The organism is Bacillus sp. FSL R5-0523, assembly GCF_037975295.1.
Classification (GTDB): Bacteria; Bacillota; Bacilli; order Bacillales; family Bacillaceae; genus Bacillus; species Bacillus subtilis.
Genome location: NZ_CP150251.1, coordinates 1,401,573 through 1,420,078, shown reverse-complemented (window position 1 = coordinate 1,420,078; position 18,506 = coordinate 1,401,573). Strand labels below are relative to the sequence as shown.

The window sequence follows — 18,506 nt, the reverse complement described above, 5'->3', positions numbered from 1 at the left end:
CTTAATAAAATGATATGTCGGCCGTGAAAAAAGGGAACGTGCCATATGTTTTATTTTTCTTTATAGGAGATTCGCTCGATGTTTAGCAAAAATGCTTTGATCTCCGTTTTGCTTCCGGCGTATCCTGTTAACGCACTGTTTTTGCCGATCACTCTGTGGCACGGGACAAAAATCGGCAGGTCGTTACGTTTATTAGCTTGCCCGACAGCGCGCACCGCTTTCGGACTGCCGACAGCAGCGGCAATATCCCCATAGCTTCGGGATTCACCATATGGAATCCTCTCCAGCGCTTGCCACACTTTTTGCTGAAAAGGAGTGCCCTTTTGGCTGAGCGGCAGGGTGAATGTCTTCCTTTCGCCTGCGAAATATTCTTGAAGCTGTTGTTTCGCTTCTGCAAGATTAGGTGTTTCCATGTGCTCAGTATTCTGAACCGTTTCTTTCCAATCCACCCAATCTTCCTGACTGAGAAATAGACGAGTGATCCGGTCCTCCTCTTCGGCAATGATAAGTTCACCGAGCGGCGTTTCGGCTGTCGTATAGTAGTTCATTCATCATTCCTTCTTTCTTCAGCATTCTGTCTGACAGGAAGCGTAATATGGAAAACGGTGCCCTTCCCTTCTTCACTTTCTACCATAATTTCGCCTTGATGTTCTTCAATAATTTTATAGCTTACCATAAGCCCAAGTCCAGTTCCCCGTTCCTTTGTCGTATAAAACGGTTCACCAAGTCGCTTTAATTTATCTTCTGTCATTCCGATTCCCTCGTCTTTTAAGGAGATTAGAACATGATCTTGATCCAATGCCTTTATCGTTACAAAAATATTTCCGCCGTCAGGCATCACTTCGATGGCGTTTTTTAATATATTGATAAAAACCTGTTTCAGCTGATTCGGTTCACAGTAAATCGGGGGAATGTCGTCAATTAAATCAAGTTGCATTTGTACATTGCTGAGATTGGCTTGCGCATTTAGAAGGTCTATCGTGTCCCTCATAATTTGGGTAACATGTTTTTCCTCATACATAATGGCCTGGGGCTTGGCTAAAATCAAGAATTCGGTGATGATGGATTCGATGCGCTTTAGTTCTGAGGTGATCACGTTGAAGTAAAGGGCGTAGTCTCCCTCGACACTCCCTTTCAGAAGCTGAATGAAGCCTTTAAGAGCAGTCATCGGATTTCTGATTTCATGAGCAATGCCGGCTGCGAGTTCGCCGACAACATGAAGGGTATCTGATTTGCGCAGGCGCTCCTCCAATTCTTTTCGCTCTGTTACGTCTTTAAAGATAGCCAAGTTCATATTTTGAATAATATTCCGTTTAAATGAGAATTCGAGTTTTCTGTTATCACCGCTGCTCAGCAAAAATGGAATTTCGTTGTCCATTTCATCAAAATTAATCTGCCTTGCCGGTGATGCCAGATTTTCTATTTCATAAGCAGAAATAATATCTAACAGGCTGTGCTGTTTGATCTCTTCATGTGACAGGCCCAAAATATGGCTTGCTAACGGGTTGGCGTCGATGATCCTGTATTGATTGTCGAACAATACATTGCCGTCCATTGAGCCGTTGAACACTTTTCTGAATTTCAGCTCGCTTTCCCGAAGCTCCTTTTCCATTCGCTTTCTGTCGCTTACATTTCTTAAGATCGTCAAATGCTGATTTTCAAGGATTGTCCGTTTTGAAGTAAATTCAAGCTCTTTGAATTGGCCGTTCCCCATTTGAAACAGCAGCTCTTCTCTGATCTCTCCGTATTTTGCGTATTTCCTCTTCGTTATGCTGTATTTCTGCTGCGAGTCAACGAGAAAATCACACAGCTTTCTTTTCAACAGCAAATTCATCGGCAGCTCAAAAATTTTACAGGCTGATTGATTCGCTTTTACGATTCTTCCGTCATTCGACCAGATGATGATGGCGTCCATTGCATTTTCAAAGATTTCTCTGAAGCGCTCCTCACTTTTAAAGAGCTGCAGCTCCATAGACCGCTTCTCTGTGATATCCCTCATAATGGACATATAAAAACCGCTGATGATGTTTGATGTAATCGTGAATTCAAATAGTTTTTGAACTCCTGAACGAAGCTTGACAGGCAGCTCCCCCTTCGCTTTTCCCTTGCGGTTGAGCGTCTTCCAGATATTGTCGAAATCTTTTCGTGAGCCGCTGTCTATGAACTCATACAAAGATAAATGAGACAGCTCATTATGATTGATTTCAAAGCTTTTACAAAAGGACAAATTGGCATCAATAAAACCGCCATCTTTATCAAACAGGACGATTCCGTCAACTGCTCTGTCAAACAAGTCCTTAAAAAGCTGTTCATTCATAGAGAATTCCCGCTCCAGAATCTTCTTAGAAGATATGTCCCTCATGACAACAAAAAAGAAATCCTCGCCAATACCTCTTTTGGCCAGAAACTCTATGTATTTTGTTGCCCCGCAATCAAGCCTGATCGGAACCTCCTTCCACAGAAAGCCTTTTTTAAAAAACTTCTTTACGGAAAGATTCAGTTCATCCTTTGGAATTGAAAACAAAAAATCCAAAACAGAACGCTTTTTCAAATCTTCCGAGTCAACTTGAAGCATCCTTTCTGTTGCTTCATTTGCCTGAACAATCCGCATTTCGTTATCACAAATAAAAATAGCATCGAGCGTATTGTTGACAATCACTTGATGCTGATTCAATTCCTTTTTCAGTCGCGCGTTTTCTTCTTTGAGGCGATTCAGTTCCTCTCGCAGCTCCGAGTTTGTCTGGACACCAAGAGTTTCCATGCATGTACACTCCTTCTTCAAAACCTATCCCTCAATATTTCTACAAAATGCGGGAACTTCCTTCATTTGCCCTATAAATTTCAGAAAATTTCAGCGCCATTACATTACGAAGACATTTTCTACGATCCTTACCGTCACTTTACATCGACCTAACAATCAGCATTTTTTTAGATTCCTTTTTCATCTTTTATTTTAAAATATGTACCAGCAGGGAATAATCTCTTAGTGACTGATGAAAGAGAAGGTGATGCTATGAGTAAATCGCGGGACAGTTATTTCGATAACGCAAAATTTTTATTGATATTCCTTGTTGTATTCGGTCATATCCTTCGTTCCTTTATTAATGATAATCATTTTATGCTCTACCTCTACAAGTTCATTTACACATTCCATATGCCTGCATTTATTCTTGTATCCGGTTATTTCGCGAAAGGCTTTAAACGGGCGGGATATGTAAAAAAGCTGGCGGTCAAGCTGATTATTCCGTATTTGATTTTCCAAATCATTTATTCCGTCTTTTATTACATTATGCAAGATGAAAGCATGGCAAATGTGAACCCGATTGATCCGCAATGGTCTTTATGGTTTCTTGTAAGCTTATTCTTTTGGAACCTGCTCCTATATCCTTTTTCAAAGCTTTCAAAACAGTGGGCGCTGTTTGTCAGCTGCGGAATCGCCGTGCTGATCGGTTATCTGGACTTTGTCAGCAGCACGCTGAGCTTGTCACGGACATTCGTATTCTTACCGATGTTCCTTGTCGGTTTTTATTTAAATAAACATCATTTTGATTTATTGAGATCAAAACGCGGCAAACAAATTGCGCTCGGAGTGCTTGCCGCAGTATTCGTCATCTGCTGGGGCATCGATTTTGACTATTCTTTTCTGTTTGGTTCAAAACCGTATTCTTCATTTGGAGACGTTACCCTGGTAAGCGGACTATCCCGAATCGGCTGGTATGTACTCGCCTTTGGGGCAACCTTCAGCTTTTTAGCGCTTGTTCCGCAAAAAAGGTATTTCTTTACCAAATGGGGAACCCGGACATTTTACGTGTATCTGCTTCACGGGTTTATTATTAAAACATTACGGCAGGTCGGGCTTGAGGATTGGCTTACTGACTATCAAAGCTTAGTGATCCTCTTGCTATTAACAGCAGCCCTGACATCAGTCCTCTCCAGCAACTTTGTTAAGACAGTCGCTCAGCCCTTCATTGAGCTGAGGATGACCAGCTTATTGCAATTTGTCAGAGGAACGGGCAAAAATGCTTATTTAAAATAGAAAAAGCACCTCTTAAGCGGACGCCGCCTAAGAGGTCTTTTTTATTTTTGTTTTTTATTTTTGTTTTTTTCTTTTTTCTTTTCAGGCTTGGTGACTTCCAGCGTTTCGATGATCTTTCCGGCATTGTAATCCCCAAGTTCACTTGAGAATTCTTCCTCCAGCACCTTTTTATTCATAGGCTTTTTATGATTTTGCATGTCTCTGCTATGACGGTTTTTCTTCACAATTACATGCCTCCCTGCTGGCCCTGTTTGGAATTGCGGTTTGCCCCTCTAAAATTGGGGTCGTCATGATATTGTGTCTTATATGAATTGGGGTCCATGCTCTCGGTAGGTGTATTGTTATTTTTAATGGCTTCATTCACTTCAGCTTTACGCTTCATACGAATCCTCCTCGCCAGTTTTCAGACATTTTAAGATGCAGGAGCGTAAATTGCACCTGTCGAAGTTAGGTTCTCCAACTGAACAGGAGGCACACATCTTTTTTTTGGCAATCAAAAAACACCGCAAAATATGCGGTGTTTTGCCTATCCGATAATCACTCTTTCTTTCGGATAGTGATAATTCGCTTCAATTTCCTTTCTTCCGATCAGATACAGGAAGGTTAGGATGCCGATTCGCCCGATAAACATGACAATCATAATGACGCATTTTCCAACACTGCTCAAATCTGCCGTAATTCCAAGCGACAGGCCGGTTGTACCGAATGCCGAGCACACTTCAAACAAAAGCTCCAGCAGGGAATGCTTTTCTGTAATGGTCAGAATGAGTGTCGCGCCAAAAACGAGCAAGATCGCCATCATCGTGACAACAAGCGACTTCATCAAGTCAGCAGGGTGAAGCTCCCGTTTGAATACCTTTACGGCCTTATTGCCGCGGGCAAAATGAAACAGCGCAAGAAGGTTCAAAGCAAAAGTCGTTGTCCGTATGCCTCCCCCGACTGAGCTTGGCGACGCTCCAATAAACATCAGCGCACAAATAAAAAAGAGTGTGGAATCTGATAATTGGCTGATATCGATTGTTGCCAGTCCCCCGCTTCGGGTTGCCGTTGATTGAAACAGGGACAGAAACAAAATATCATGCCATGATTTTCCTGCGAACGCATGGTTTGCTTCCAGGGCAAAGATGCCAATGGCTCCAAACAAGACAAGTGAGCCGAACGTAATCGTCGTGATCTTTGTAAAAAGCGTAAATGGATAACGCCGATGCTTTGAAAACAGGAAATCCTTTACTTCAACAAGCACGGGAAATCCAATCGCTCCAAATATAATTAAAAGCATTGTAATAAACTGCACAAAGTAATCGTGGCGAAATGGAATCATCGAATTACCGGTAATATCAAATCCGCCGTTTGTCGTTGCACTGATACTGGCAAAAAATCCGTGTAAATAAGCTTCCTGATAGGAGTCATAGTAGGTTAAGAAATATGTGCCGAGTATCAGCCCGCCAAAAAATTCAATCCACAAGATCAGAAACAGTACCTGCTTCATCAGATTGACAATTCCCGAAAACTGGGATTGGTTTTGATCAACCATAATCAGTTTCCGTTCCTTCAGCCCGATTCGTTTTCCCATGATCAGCCAAATGAACGTTCCGAGCGTCATAATTCCGATTCCGCCAAATTGCAGAACAAATGCTAATATAAAAATCCCTATTGTGCTGAATGTATCAGCTGTATCAACTACCGTCAGCCCCGTTACACTGACTGAACTGACAGCTGTAAAAAGCGCATCAATAAACGTCCAATCCGCCCCCGGTTTATGGGCCGCCGGCAAACTCAGCAATATAACAGCCACAGTAACTGCAAGAAAATAATATAATGCGATCAACTGGGCCGGTGACAAGGCCTGTATCAATTTTCCAAACTTTAATCTCATGTAAAATCCTTCTGCCTCTCTTTTTAAGTACGGTAATTATTCTAAAGATATTAGGTCCATTTTTAAAGGCTTTTACGAAACATTTTCTTAACTTGCTTATTTTTTTATGATTTTAGTCAATGGATAAAATAAAAAACCTCTGAGAATTCTCTCAGAGGAACAATGTGTTTGTATTATTTAGCTTCCAGCCGTCTGATTCGCTCATCTAAATCAGGGTGAGTAGAGAAAAGCGAAGAGCGCTTCTTGCCATTAATCTTTAACGTTTGGACAGCTGTCTGATCGTCTTCCATAATCCGGGAAGAATAGCTTTTAAGCGTCCGCAGCGCATGAATCATCTTGTCCTTGCCGGCAAGATCCGCTCCTCCCCTGTCAGCATGGAATTCACGATGACGTGAATACGCAAACACAACCAGGCTGCCAAGTATCGAAAAGACAATCTGAAAAATAATCATTGCAATAAAATGAACGATCGGCGCTAGATCTTCTTTGACAAAACGGCTTGCAATCCAAGCGGCGATACGCGATAAAAAGACGACAAAGGTATTAACGATGCCTTGTAAAAGCGTCATTGTTACCATATCACCATTTGTGATATGCGCGACCTCGTGGGCAAGCACACCTTCAACCGCTGCGTCATCCATCTGCTCCAGCAGCCCGGACGATACTGCGACAAGTGAACGGCGTTTTGACGGTCCAGTCGCAAACGCGTTTACTTCAGGTGAACGGTAAATCCCGACTTCCGGCATTTTCGTTAAACCGGCAGAGCGGCTTAATCTGTGAACACGATCAACCAATTGCTGTTCCTCATAGCTGAGCGAGTGTTTTTTCGGATTCAGCACTCTGACGCCCATCATCGTCTTTGCCATCCATCTGGACATCGCAAGAGACGTAAAGGAACCAACAAATCCAACGACTAAACTGAACACAAGAAGCGCCATTGGATCGATACCGCCATCAGCTGTAAAATACGTCCCGACTCCTGTAACAGAGCTTAAAACAGACAAAACGATCCCGATTGTTGTAAGCACCAAAATATTCGTTAGAATAAACAGAAAAATTCTTTTCGCCATAACAACCTCCGTTATTTTAAGTTCAAAAGAACCCGTATATTTAAATTATAAAACATCCATTTGAAAATGCAAGGAATTCGACGTATGATGTTAATGTAATTTGCTGACGCTTGAACTTTGAATTTATACATAGACCGATATCCGCGTCAAATTGTTTAAAGAGGTGAACAATGAACATTTTTAAACTCTCTCGAACCGATATGGTGCGGCTGCTCTATTCCCTAAAAGGACAAGGAGAACATAGCCCGCTCGACATTCTCGTCCAATCAGCGAACATGTCAGCAGAAAAAGCAGCCAATCATCTAGAAATTCCTGAATTTCTTACAAGATACGAACGAAAAAAACAGAAAAAAGAATACGGTCTTTCTACAAATGAAATCGTAGAGCTTGGCAACTTATGCGAGCTGACTTCGTTAAAGTCAACCGCGATTCAAAACTGGGTAAAGCGTGATATCAAAGATCTGATCGGACACCCTGAGCTGGGCAAAAAATACTCAGTTGAACAGGCAGTTATTCTTTTAATTGTACGTGATTTAAAATCCATTTATGACTTTGAACACATACGGGCTATTTTAAAAGTGGCCTTTAACACAATCTCAGACAGATCTGATGATGTCATCAGCCCGATTGCTTATTATGAAAGCTGCGCATATGTGCTTGATGCCATCCATCACCAAGATACTCCTTCTATGAAAGAATCAAATCTACAGGAGATCGCCGAACAGGAGACAGAGCGTCTCCGTCACCGTTTTGAAGAACTGAATGACGGCCAATGGCTTAAAATCAGACAAATTATCGCCATTACAGTTCTCTCCATTTTGACGTTCCATATTCAGGCAACCGCACATAAAATGACAGCAGACATTCTATAGTCTGCGTCACCCCGGCTCAGAGGCCGGGGTTTTATTTTTCTCCACAACAATTGCCAGCATAAATAAACCCCGTATATTTCAAACTAAATACGCGTTAAGAATTTCTTTATCGAAAAAGGAGATGAAAAAGATGGCGAGCAGAAATAAACTCGTTGTTCCAGGGGTGGAGCAGGCACTAGACCAATTTAAACTCGAAGTGGCTCAAGAATTCGGTGTGAACCTTGGTTCTGATACAGTCGCACGCGCTAACGGCTCTGTAGGCGGAGAAATGACAAAGCGGCTGGTACAGCAAGCACAATCACAATTAAATGGCACAACTAAATAAATTCAGGTCTTTATTCGCCGGGGGCACTCGGCGAATCTTCATTTTGAGCTGAATTATTATCACTGCTGTAGCCGTTTGGATTACGTCGGTCTGAAGCGTTATCCCTTCTGGACGAAGAACGGTTCTTGCCTTGTTCACCATTGTTCCAGTCCCTGTGGTATTGGCTTTGACCCTTGTCAGCGCCGTTATTTTCATTTCCTTTATCTTGAGGATCTTGTATTGGGGTTTGCTCATGGTCCCCATCTTTTTCGGTATTTGTGTTTTCATCTGATTCCTTTATTTTTTTATCTTGGTCACTATCATCAGTCTGGTCATCCGCTTTATCTTCATTCTGGTCTCCGGAATCCGCATCATTCAGCTGTTCATTATCTCCTTGCTTGCTGTCCTGGGTGTCAGTTTGATCGGTGTTTTCATCCTCTTTTTCAACACTCTTTTGATCCTCTTCCCCGGATGGTTTGCTGGAGTCATCCTTTAAATCTTTATTGTCATTCTTTTCATTTGATTTGATGTAGCTGCCTGTTGAGACGCCTTCTTTCTTCGCTTTTTCCCTCGTTTGCATATCTGACTCGAGAGATTCCATGCGGTATGTCGTTTTATATTTTTCAGTCACATCATTCAGCTGTTTTTTCACAGCCTTTTTATATGTATTGTCTTCTGTGTTTTCATAAACAGTGGAAATCAATATTTCTTTCGATTTCTTTACATACCCGTGTTCACTGCAGTCGGTTATAATATCGTCAATCACCTTTTTAAAATCAGTCTTCTCCCAATCATCTATATCATTCACGACTTTCTGTCCCTCATCGTTTAGAGGCGTCAGTTCAATCACTTCATAATCGCTGTTTAACGCCATTTCGACGCTTGGATTGATATCGATTGTCATATACGCATAGGCCTTATTATTAGAAAAAACGGGGAGAACTATAAAAATAAAGAGCATAATAGCAGTCATCGTAAAAATCCCCATTTTGAAAGGGCGCAGTTTAAAAAAATCAAAAAAGCTGGCCCTTCTGCCCATGCGTGTTTCACTCGGAAGCATGATTTCTTCTCCGATTTCATAGCTGTGTCGATCATTTTTGGCTTTTAAAAATTGTCCGTCAGGGGTCAGCAACGTGACGAATTTTTTATTTTTCTCTACTATAATCCCTCTTCTCATGAGTGCAGCACCCCTTTAAGATAATCTTTTAAATAAATATAATCACCCGTAATGATAATACACATCGCAATAATATATTTTCTGTTTCTCTCAATCGTTTTTCGGCTTACAGAGACAAGCTGTTCAAGCTGTTTGACCGGAAGCTGCTTCTTTGTATACAGGATAGCGGCCAATTCTTCATGTTCAACAAGCGTCATTGCCACCTTTATGGCGTTTTGCCTTGCATCCGTGTGCTTTGGAGAATTTTCAAGCAGTTCTTTAAACGATAAACCATAATCCTTGAGCTGCTTTTGAAAATAGAGGATTTCCTCCCGCCTCTGCTCCTGTTCAATCTGACGGCGGTATTCATCTATGGAAAGCTCGGCTTCAATCAGGCTTTGTGATGACTCCTGATCGTCTCCTTCCTGTAAATCGATATTTATATTTTGTGCGCTTCTGGCTTCTTTTCTAATGTAATCAATGACTTTTCTTTTTATAATAAGCTCAGCAAATGCGAGCAGAGAATTTCCTTTTTCAGGTGAATATTTTTCTATAGCTTCATTAAACGCGATCAGTCCAATACTGAACTCATCGTCTTTTTCATCTATATATCGTTTACAAACGGATGAAACCGTCTTTGCGATAAATGGCTTATATTGCTGTATTAATTCATTTTGCAGATCTTTATTGCCTTTTTGTATACTCTCAACAGCTTTTTCAAGTGTTTGCTTCTTTTTTCCCAATTTAAACAAAAGGCTAAGCACTGGTTTCACCTCAGTTCCTCCCTATAACTACTCATTAATGATAGCTAATTTGATAGGGATTCGCAAAGGAGAAAAAGAAATATTGATTTCCAATGTCTCAATTATGACAAACCATTCTGACGTCCTATACATGATTTCGTGCCTTTCTAAAGAATTAAGGGGGTTTTATGCGTGTTTTTTGTAACAAAGATGTTATAAAAATGTTATTTTATTTCGCTTATGAAAACGCTTCAAACACAAAAAGACTCTGCTTTTAAGCAGAGTCTTTCAGATTATGCCCGTTCACGGGTGCTGTTTTTTTGTTCGTTTTGTGCGCCCTCCGGCTGTTTTTTCCCACCTGACATAAACCAGCCGCAAACCGCGATTGCTGCTAAGACACCCCAGAATATCAGTTTCCATGTTCCAGAATGGATAAAGTGCTCAGAAACAACCGCTATGTCGCGATGGGCAAGCGTATATAAAGCAAGCTTCACTCCGACCCAGCCGACAATCACAAAGGCTGCTGTTTCTAGGCTTGGACGTTCCTTTAATAACTTCACAAACATGGAAGCCGCAAACCGCATGATCACCAGTCCGATGATACCGCCGGCCAAAATGACGAGAAATTGTCCGCCGTCAAGTCCGCCGATCTTCGGGAGTGATGTCCCAGGAAGTGTAACCGCCAGCGCTACTGCTGCTAAGATGGAATCAACAGCAAACGCGATATCTGCCAGTTCAACTTTTAAAACAGTCGGCCAAAAACCGCTTTGCTTCGTCTCTTTATGTGTGTCTTCTTTCTTAAATACATATCTTTTCAATAAGTGGCTTGCTGAGATATACAGCAAATAGATCGCGCCAATCGCTTGAACCTGCCATACGTTGACCAAAAATGAAATGGCGAATAAAGAGCCAAATCGCAGAACAAAAGCCCCTGCCAATCCATAAAATAACGCTTTTTTTCTTTTTTCCTCCGGCAAATGTTTTACCATTACCGCCATAACCAGCGCGTTATCGGCGGCTAAAATCCCTTCCAGCCCGATCAAGACGAGAAGAACCCAACCATACTCTAATAATAATGCTGCATCCATAAATGATACCCTCCCAAAAAAGTTGTTTTCTTTCTCTTCATCCGATCTTATGCCGGCCGGACCATGCAAAAAAGACCTTTGCCGACATAAGGCAAAGGTCTTGCTAGACATGAATTCAGGCATGCCAACAAAGCCGATGGATACAATCCATGAAATGACGACTTTGTTTCCGGAATACATTCCGGACGCTACTCCCCTTTGGGATTTCAAGAAATATGATTTTATACGTCAATGATATGCGCAGCGCAATGATTTGTCAACGTTTATTTTTCAAAAATACAGATAATTGTTCGGAGTGCGTGCGTTTCTTCCTCTTTTTCATCAGTAAGTAGAGCAGGAAAAGCGCCAAAATCGCTATCCCGATCGGAAGCATATATTGATCAAGAATAGAGCCGACTTCCTTCCAATTTTCACCGAGCTTCACACCGAGATAAACATATACAAATGTAATCGGAAGCATAGCAATGAATGTATAAAGCGAAAACACCCAAACATTCATTTTTGCAATTCCGCACGGTATGGAAATCAATGTCCTGATGCCAGGCAAGAAACGGCCGCTGAAGGCGACAAAGCCTCCATGTTTTTTGAAAAATTCATCTGACTTATCAAGCGCTTCAGGTTTAATAAAGAGATACTTCCCAAAACGTTCAAGAAACGGCCTTCCTCCGTACCGGCCTATCCAATACAGCGTAAGCGGGCCGGCCACTCCCCCAAGCGAACCTGCCAAAACAACGCCGGCAAGTGTCATATCGCCTTTAGATACCCAATAGCCCGCAAGCGGCAAGACGACTTCGGCCGGGATAAACTCAATACTGAGCGCTAGAAATATTCCAAAATAAGATAAGCTTTTAAATGCTTCTATCCATGACATAACCAGCTCTTCGATAGCCACCAACTCCCTTGTTTCATGTTTATGTATCATACATTTTTGTTTTTTCGGAAAACGTCAAGATGATTTTAACACATTTTTCACGGTCAGTTGAACTAAAAATAGATCTCCCTCGTATTTCTATCGTTTTGAAGGCTGAAACTCTGCGGTTAAGCAGCCGATAATAAAGAGAGTCAACAAGACTGGAACACACGATACGGGGGGAATCTCCATTTGGAAATACACGTTACATATAATACGACGCTCATATGTTTATCTTTTCTTATCGCCTGTACCGCCTCGTATATTTCCCTTGAACTTTCAAGGAAAGTCACCATCAATACAGGCTTAAAAAGTAAAATTTGGCTGATCGGCGGCTCACTTATTATGGGATTCGGTATTTGGTCAATGCATTTTGTAGGGATGATGGCGGTCCATATGGAAATGCCGATGGAATATGAATTCATGCCTTTAATGGCAGCCATTGGCGCATCTGTTTCGGGATCATTTGTGTCATTATATTTTGTCAGCCGGCACATTCTTACATATTACAGACTGCTTACCGGATCAGTTGTGCTTGGCGCATCTATTGCTTCTATGCACTATATCGGAATGTCTGCCATTTCCCGGGTAATGATTATTTACGAACCGATTTTATTTACAGTTTCAATTATCATTGCGATTGCAGCCTCTTTCGTCTCGTTAAAAATATTCTTTGACTTGGCCGTGAAAAAACATTCTGAGCATCTTATATTCTATAAAGTCGTCAGTTCAATTGTAATGGGCATTGGGATTTCGGGCATGCACTACACAGGGATGCTTGCGGCAACTTTCCATAAGGACATGGCTCCGCCCGGAAGCCATATGGAGGTGCAAACGTTTCATTGGTCAATTTTTGTTACTTTAATTATTTTTTGTATCCAAACGTTATTGTTATTCAGTTCCCATGCAGATCGAAAGTTTATTAAACAGAGCGAACGCATAAAAGATAACGAACAGCGATTTCAGTCTTTAATCGTCCACAATATTGATGCAATCTTTATTTTATCATTAGAAGGAGACATAATATCTTCCAATCACGCTGGTGAGGAAATGATCAGCAAATTTGGCTTCAGCATGCATGACTGGAGGAATTACACATCACAGAAGATTAAGCGCCTTTTTGAGCAAGTTAAAAAAGATAAACAAGCGATGAACAGCGATAGCGATCTTATCACTGAAAAAGGCCAGTTTCACTTAAATATTACGCTTATACCTGTTGAGGTCAATCAGGAACTGGACAGCATTTATGTCATTTGCAAAGACATGACGAAGCAGTACAAAGCAGAAAAAGAAATCCATAGAATGGCTCATTATGATTCGCTTACAGACTTACCTAACAGAAGGCATGCCATCTCTCATCTAACAAAGGTGCTGCATCGCGAGCATTCCTTGCATTATAACACCGTTGTATTCTTTCTCGACTTAAACCGGTTTAAAGTGATTAACGATGCATTAGGGCATAATGTCGGTGATCAACTGCTTCAGTTTGCAGCTAAACGCCTGTCATCTGTAGTCCCTGATAACGGATTTATCGCCCGTCTTGGCGGTGATGAATTTATTATTATATTGACAGACGCCAATACAGGAACAGGCGAAGCAGATGTTTTAGCAAGAAAAATTATCCAAAAATTCAAAAAACCTTTTAAAATTCAAGATCACATCCTTGTCACATCTGTCAGTATCGGGATTGCGATATCTCCAAAAGACGGGACTGATGGCCTTGAATTGATGAAAAAGGCTGATATGGCGATGTATGCGGCTAAAGAACGAAACAAAAGCAAATACAGATACTATTCTTTTTCAATCGGCAACAAAGAAACCGTCAAGCTTAACCAAGAGATGGTACTCAGAGAAGCAATCGAAAACGATAGATTTGTCTTGCATTATCAGCCGCAATTCAGTGTAAAAAAACAAAAAATGACAGGAGCAGAAGCACTGATACGCCTTGTGACACCAGACGGGCAACTGCGTCCGCCCGGAGAATTCATCGGTGTCGCAGAAGAAACGGGACTTATTATTGATATCGGAAAGTGGATTATAGATGAAGCATGCAAGCAGGCAAGGATTTGGCACGACAAAGGCTATGATCTTTCTGTCGCCATTAATATTTCCGCCAGACAGTTCCAATCCGAAGATCTGATTCCCCTCATCAAGGATACGCTTAATAAATACCGGCTTCCTCCGCAGCTTCTTGAAGTGGAGGTGACGGAAAGCATGACAATGGACAATCTCGATCACTCCAAAAAGGTTTTGTCATCCCTTACAGAATTAGGAATCAGAATCAGTATTGACGATTTCGGTACTGGTCACAGCTCCCTTAGCTATTTGAAGGACTTCCCGATTCACAGGCTGAAGATTGACAAATCATTTATTGACGATATTCAGACCCATCCTAAATCAGAGCAAATTACCGGAGCTATTATTGCCATGGGGCATCAGCTGTCTTTGCAGGTGATTGCCGAAGGTGTGGAAAATGCAGCTCAAAAGCAGCTTCTATATGAAAAAGGCTGCGACCATTTGCAGGGCTTCTTTTTCAGCAGGCCAATACCTCCGGAACAATTCGAACAATTCATTATTGAACAGCCGTCGCAATAACAGCGCCGGCTTTTTTTCACCCATAAGTTACTACACATGAATCGTACTCCTTCTCTTCACACTAAAGAAAAAAAGGGGTTTATCGATATGCATACAATGTGGAAGGGATCGATCAGCTTCGGATTAGTAAACATCCCCATCAAGCTATATGCGGCCACAGAAGATAAAGATATTAAACTGCGCAGCCTCCATAAAGAGGATCACGCACCAATCAAATACGAGAAAGTTTGCACAAATTGCGAAAAAACTCTTAGTCCTGATGAAATTGTGAAGGGATATGAATATGTAAAAGGGAAATATGTAGTGCTGACGGACGAAGATTTAAAAAGCTTAAAACAGGAGCATGAGGAGAGAGCAGTTGAGATTGTTGACTTTGTTCAGCTTCAGGAAATTGATCCGATTTATTTTAACCGCTCCTACTTTGTCGGCCCCGGGGATAATGGGACAAAGGCCTATACCCTGCTGCGTGAGGCGCTGCGCTCAACCGGAAAGATCGGTATCGCCAATATGACAATCAGGTCAAAGCAGCAGCTGGCGATTCTCCGCGTTTATGAAAATTGTATCGTCATGGAGTCTATCCATTATCCGGATGAGGTCAGAAGCGCCGCTCATGTCCCAGGTGTACCTGATCAATCGAATGTAAACGATAAGGAACTGCAAACTGCTATCACATTAATAGATGAACTGACTGCTGAGTTTGAACCTGAGAAATATGAAGACACGTACCGACAGGCGCTGCTGCAAAGAGTCAACGACAAGCTAGAAAATAAAGAAACGGCCGTCACTCCTGATAAAGCGCCACCTCGTGAAGATGTCATTGATCTGGTAAGCGCTCTGCAAGCCAGCATTGACAGAACCAGAAGGCCGAACAGGGAGACACCGGCTGCCGCACCTGCACAAGCCGCTGAACCGAAAGGAGCCGGAGATAAAAAACAAAAAACAACTAGAAAAAAAGCCTCCGGCACGTCATAGCCCATGGCGTTTACCATGCAGCCGGTCTTAACTTCGTCACCGCCAATCGGAGCAGAATGGCGTTACGAAGTAAAATATGATGGGTACCGCTGTATTCTCCGCATCCATTCTTCAGGTGTGACCTTAACCAGCAGAAATGGTGTGGAGCTCAGCAGCACCTTCCCTGAAATCACACAATTCGCCAAAACTGCCTTTCAGCACATGGAAAAAGAGCTTCCGCTGACACTTGATGGTGAAATCGTATGTTTGGTGAATCCTTGTCGTGCAGATTTTGAACACCTTCAAGTGCGGGGGCGTTTGAAAAGGCCAGACAAGATTCAGGAATCGGCAAACGCGCGGCCGTGCTGCTTTCTCGCCTTTGATTTGTTAGAGCGAAGCGGAGAAGATGTAACGCTTCTTTCGTATTTGGACCGCAAAAAATCTCTGCGTGAACTCATATCCGCAGCAAAGCTTCCTGCATCTCCAGATCCTTACGCAAAAGAAACCATTCAATCCATTCCCTGTTATGATCATTTTGATCAACTCTGGGAGATGGTAATAAAATATGACGGAGAAGGAATTGTAGCGAAGAAAACAAACAGCAAATGGCTTGAAAAGAAGCGGTCGTCCGATTGGCTCAAATATAAAAACTTTAAACAAGCTTATGTTTGCATAACAGGGTTCAATCCTAACAACGGGTTTCTGACGGTATCTGTGTTAAAAAACGGAATAATGACACCGATTGCCTCTGTCTCGCACGGAATGCGCGATGAGGAAAAAAGCGCTATACGCAAGATTATGGAACAGCACGGACAGCAAACACCCTCAGGCGAATTTACGCTTGAACCTTCGATTTGTGCAGCTGTTCAATACTTAACAATTCTCCAAGGCACATTAAGAGAGGTATCGTTTATCGGTTTCGAATTCCAAATGGACTGGACCGAATGCACATATGCGCAAGTCATACGACACTCCAAACCGGTTCACCCAAAGCTCCAGTTCACAAGCCTGGATAAAATCATATTTGAAAAGAATAAAAAAACAAAAGAAGATTTTATTCAGTATATGATTGAAGTCAGTGACTATCTGCTCCCATTTCTGAAAAACCGGGCTGTCACCGTCATCCGCTATCCGCATGGATCTAGGAGCGAATCATTTTTCCAAAAAAACAAGCCGGACTATGCGCCGGATTTTGTTCAATCTTTCTATGATGGAAGCCATGAACATATTGTCTGTGAGGATATGTCTACATTGCTATGGCTTTGTAACCAGCTTGCTTTGGAGTTTCACGTTCCTTTTCAAACCATTAAAAGCAGGCGTCCGGCTGAGATTGTCATTGATTTAGACCCGCCTTCGCGAGATGACTTTCTTATGGCCGTGCAGGCCGCAAATGAACTGAAGCGGCTGTTGGATTCCTTTGGCATCACATCGTACCCGAAGCTGTCCGGCAACAAAGGCATCCAGCTTTATATTCCCTTGTCTCCCGAGGCATTTACGTATGAAGAAACACGCCAATTTACGCAGCTGATCGCAGAGTACTGCACCAATGCATTTCCCGAGCTATTTACCACTGAACGCTTGATTAAAAACAGACACGGCAAATTGTATCTTGATTATTTGCAGCATGCAGAAGGAAAAACGATTATCTGTCCTTATTCGACGAGAGGAAATGAGCTTGGGACTGTCGCAGCCCCTCTCTACTGGCATGAGGTGCAATCATCTTTAACACCCGCTCTGTTTACAATTGATACGGTCATCGATCGAATTAAGAAGCAGGGCTGCCCATTTTTTGATTTTTACCGCAACCCGCAAGACGAACCGCTTAGCGCCATATTGCATCAGTTAAAGAAAAAGAGCTGACTAATGAAGTCAGCTCTTTCCGTTTAACTGTACTTTTTTTCTAACCGCTCTTTTTCCTGGCGCTGGAGCGGGCTCAGCTGCTCATTATACAAATCAATATCAATCGCGTATTTCGGCCGTCTTTTCACTTCAGAAAAAATCGTTCCAATATACTCTCCGATGATGCCAATTCCCATCAATTGCAACCCGCCCAAAAACCAAATGGATATGATGAGAGACGCCCAGCCTGCATTCGTATGGCCGAGCAGCTTTTGAATAAACGCGCCAATCCCTGCCACAGCGCTGAGGAAAAACAAAACAAACCCTAAAAGCGTAAAGAATCGAATTGGTGCGACACTGAATGAAGCAATCCCGTTAAAAGCGAAGGATAGCATCTTTTTCAGCGGATATTTCGTTTTGCCAGCAAAGCGTTCCTTGCGGTCATACAACACTTCGGCCGATTTAAAGCCGATCATAGGGACAATACCTCTTAAAAACAGATTCGCTTCCGGATAACGCTCAAGCTCTTCAAGGGACCTTTTATTCATTAAACGAAAATCAGCATGATTATAAATTAATTTGATCCCAAGCTTATTCATGAGACGATAAAACCCTAACGCGGTCGTGCGCTTGAAAAAGGTATCGGTTTTTCTGCTCCGGCGTACACCGTAAACGATCTCGCAGCCCTCATGATACTTCAGCATAAAATCCCGGATCACAGAGATGTCGTCCTGAAGATCAGCATCGATCGAAATGACGCAGTCTGACCTATTCTTCGCTTTATGCAGTCCGGCTAAAAGCGCTTTTTGGTGGCCGACATTGCAGGCTAATTTTAAGCCGGTAACCTTCTTGTTTCTTATGCTCTCCATAGCAATTAAAGCCCAAGTGCGGTCTTTGCTGCCATCATCGACAAACAGAATTTTACTGTCTTCAGCAATTAATTTTTCTTCAATTAAATCATCTACAACCTCTGTCAGCTGACAGCTTGTTTCTTGAAACACTTCCTCTTCATTGAAACACGGGACGACGATGGTTAATACTGGCTGTGACTGTTTCAATCGATATC

Annotated in this window: 17 protein-coding genes; 6 read left to right on the top strand and 11 right to left on the bottom strand. The window is 42.2% G+C overall.

What is annotated here, in order from left to right; genetic code table 11:
• Positions 1-50 precede the first annotated feature (50 nt).
• Positions 51-548: a methylated-DNA--protein-cysteine methyltransferase gene (ogt, locus tag NYE53_RS07395; RefSeq protein WP_339247987.1), complete on the bottom strand. Its 498-nt coding sequence runs from the start codon at positions 546-548 to the stop codon at positions 51-53.
• Complete coding sequence (kinE, locus tag NYE53_RS07390) at positions 545-2,761, bottom strand: sporulation two-component system sensor histidine kinase KinE (protein ID WP_032725588.1); 2,217 nt, start codon at positions 2,759-2,761, stop codon at positions 545-547. The genes ogt and kinE overlap by 4 nt, the downstream gene beginning before the upstream one ends.
• A 252-nt stretch (positions 2,762-3,013) precedes the next feature.
• Here kinE and NYE53_RS07385 point away from each other — a divergent pair, with 252 nt between their 5' ends.
• Complete coding sequence (locus NYE53_RS07385; protein WP_003245573.1) at positions 3,014-4,036, top strand: acyltransferase family protein; 1,023 nt, start codon at positions 3,014-3,016, stop codon at positions 4,034-4,036.
• Positions 4,037-4,077: 41 nt separating this feature from the next.
• Here NYE53_RS07385 and NYE53_RS07380 read toward each other — a convergent pair whose 3' ends face one another.
• From NYE53_RS07380 to htpX, 4 genes are all read right to left on the bottom strand, one after another.
• Complete coding sequence (locus tag NYE53_RS07380) at positions 4,078-4,260, bottom strand: hypothetical protein (protein ID WP_015715779.1); 183 nt, start codon at positions 4,258-4,260, stop codon at positions 4,078-4,080.
• 2 nt (positions 4,261-4,262) lie between these two features.
• Positions 4,263-4,418 carry a hypothetical protein gene (locus NYE53_RS07375; protein WP_003232510.1) on the bottom strand — a complete coding sequence of 52 codons (156 nt, stop codon included), beginning with the start codon at positions 4,416-4,418 and terminating at the stop codon, positions 4,263-4,265.
• 144 nt (positions 4,419-4,562) lie between these two features.
• A complete protein-coding gene (gene ktrD / locus NYE53_RS07370) occupies positions 4,563-5,912 on the bottom strand; it encodes a Ktr system potassium transporter KtrD (protein ID WP_003244672.1) in 1,350 nt (449 codons plus the stop codon).
• A 173-nt stretch (positions 5,913-6,085) separates the two neighbouring features.
• A complete protein-coding gene (htpX, locus tag NYE53_RS07365) occupies positions 6,086-6,982 on the bottom strand; it encodes a protease HtpX (protein ID WP_003232513.1) in 897 nt (298 codons plus the stop codon).
• 170 nt (positions 6,983-7,152) lie between these two features.
• On the opposite strand from htpX, the gene htpK reads away from it, so the two are divergent.
• Positions 7,153-7,854, top strand: coding sequence for a transcriptional regulator HtpK (gene htpK / locus NYE53_RS07360; protein WP_021479421.1), 702 nt, complete (start codon positions 7,153-7,155; stop codon positions 7,852-7,854).
• Positions 7,855-7,984: 130 nt separating this feature from the next.
• Positions 7,985-8,179, top strand: a complete 195-nt coding sequence (sspD, locus tag NYE53_RS07355; RefSeq protein WP_003218568.1) for an acid-soluble spore protein SspD — start codon at positions 7,985-7,987, stop codon at positions 8,177-8,179.
• A gap of 10 nt (positions 8,180-8,189) precedes the next feature.
• Here sspD and rsgI read toward each other — a convergent pair whose 3' ends face one another.
• From rsgI to NYE53_RS07335, 4 genes are all read right to left on the bottom strand, one after another.
• Entirely contained in the window at positions 8,190-9,335 is a 1,146-nt protein-coding gene (gene rsgI / locus NYE53_RS07350; protein WP_339247984.1) for an anti-sigma-I factor RsgI, read from the bottom strand.
• On the bottom strand, positions 9,332-10,087 hold the full coding sequence (sigI, locus tag NYE53_RS07345; protein ID WP_003245855.1) for an RNA polymerase sigma factor SigI: 756 nt from the start codon (positions 10,085-10,087) through the stop codon (positions 9,332-9,334). Before sigI ends, rsgI begins: the two co-directional genes overlap by 4 nt.
• Before the next feature lie 263 nt (positions 10,088-10,350).
• Positions 10,351-11,325, bottom strand: coding sequence for a TerC family protein (locus tag NYE53_RS07340; protein ID WP_009967096.1), 975 nt, complete (start codon positions 11,323-11,325; stop codon positions 10,351-10,353).
• Between the two features lie 76 nt (positions 11,326-11,401).
• Positions 11,402-12,067 carry a DedA family protein gene (locus NYE53_RS07335; RefSeq protein ID WP_026113618.1) on the bottom strand — a complete coding sequence of 222 codons (666 nt, stop codon included), beginning with the start codon at positions 12,065-12,067 and terminating at the stop codon, positions 11,402-11,404.
• 180 nt (positions 12,068-12,247) lie between these two features.
• Between NYE53_RS07335 and NYE53_RS07330 the strand changes: the two genes are divergently transcribed.
• Genes NYE53_RS07330 through NYE53_RS07320 form a run of 3 tightly spaced genes read left to right on the top strand, consistent with a single transcriptional unit; the run spans position 12,248 to position 17,461 of the window.
• Complete coding sequence (locus tag NYE53_RS07330; RefSeq protein ID WP_339247981.1) at positions 12,248-14,650, top strand: EAL domain-containing protein; 2,403 nt, start codon at positions 12,248-12,250, stop codon at positions 14,648-14,650.
• 36 nt (positions 14,651-14,686) lie between these two features.
• Entirely contained in the window at positions 14,687-15,622 is a 936-nt protein-coding gene (locus NYE53_RS07325; protein WP_339247976.1) for a Ku protein, read from the top strand.
• Between the two features lie 3 nt (positions 15,623-15,625).
• On the top strand, positions 15,626-17,461 hold the full coding sequence (locus NYE53_RS07320; protein ID WP_033885095.1) for a DNA ligase D: 1,836 nt from the start codon (positions 15,626-15,628) through the stop codon (positions 17,459-17,461).
• A gap of 23 nt (positions 17,462-17,484) precedes the next feature.
• On the opposite strand, the gene NYE53_RS07315 is transcribed toward NYE53_RS07320, so the two are convergent.
• Entirely contained in the window at positions 17,485-18,498 is a 1,014-nt protein-coding gene (locus tag NYE53_RS07315; RefSeq protein WP_339247974.1) for a glycosyltransferase family 2 protein, read from the bottom strand.
• Positions 18,499-18,506: the final 8 nt, after the last annotated feature.

Coding starts and splice junctions, on each gene's coding strand:
- ogt (WP_339247987.1), bottom strand. CDS start 548: ATGAACTACTATACGACAGCCGAAACGCCGCTCGGTGAACTTATCATT.
- kinE (WP_032725588.1), bottom strand. CDS start 2,761: ATGGAAACTCTTGGTGTCCAGACAAACTCGGAGCTGCGAGAGGAACTG.
- NYE53_RS07385 (WP_003245573.1), top strand. CDS start 3,014: ATGAGTAAATCGCGGGACAGTTATTTCGATAACGCAAAATTTTTATTG.
- NYE53_RS07375 (WP_003232510.1), bottom strand. CDS start 4,418: ATGAAGCGTAAAGCTGAAGTGAATGAAGCCATTAAAAATAACAATACA.
- ktrD (WP_003244672.1), bottom strand. CDS start 5,912: ATGAGATTAAAGTTTGGAAAATTGATACAGGCCTTGTCACCGGCCCAG.
- htpX (WP_003232513.1), bottom strand. CDS start 6,982: ATGGCGAAAAGAATTTTTCTGTTTATTCTAACGAATATTTTGGTGCTT.
- htpK (WP_021479421.1), top strand. CDS start 7,153: ATGAACATTTTTAAACTCTCTCGAACCGATATGGTGCGGCTGCTCTAT.
- sspD (WP_003218568.1), top strand. CDS start 7,985: ATGGCGAGCAGAAATAAACTCGTTGTTCCAGGGGTGGAGCAGGCACTA.
- rsgI (WP_339247984.1), bottom strand. CDS start 9,335: ATGAGAAGAGGGATTATAGTAGAGAAAAATAAAAAATTCGTCACGTTG.
- NYE53_RS07340 (WP_009967096.1), bottom strand. CDS start 11,325: ATGTATTCCGGAAACAAAGTCGTCATTTCATGGATTGTATCCATCGGC.
- NYE53_RS07335 (WP_026113618.1), bottom strand. CDS start 12,067: ATGATACATAAACATGAAACAAGGGAGTTGGTGGCTATCGAAGAGCTG.
- NYE53_RS07325 (WP_339247976.1), top strand. CDS start 14,687: ATGAATCGTACTCCTTCTCTTCACACTAAAGAAAAAAAGGGGTTTATC.
- NYE53_RS07320 (WP_033885095.1), top strand. CDS start 15,626: ATGGCGTTTACCATGCAGCCGGTCTTAACTTCGTCACCGCCAATCGGA.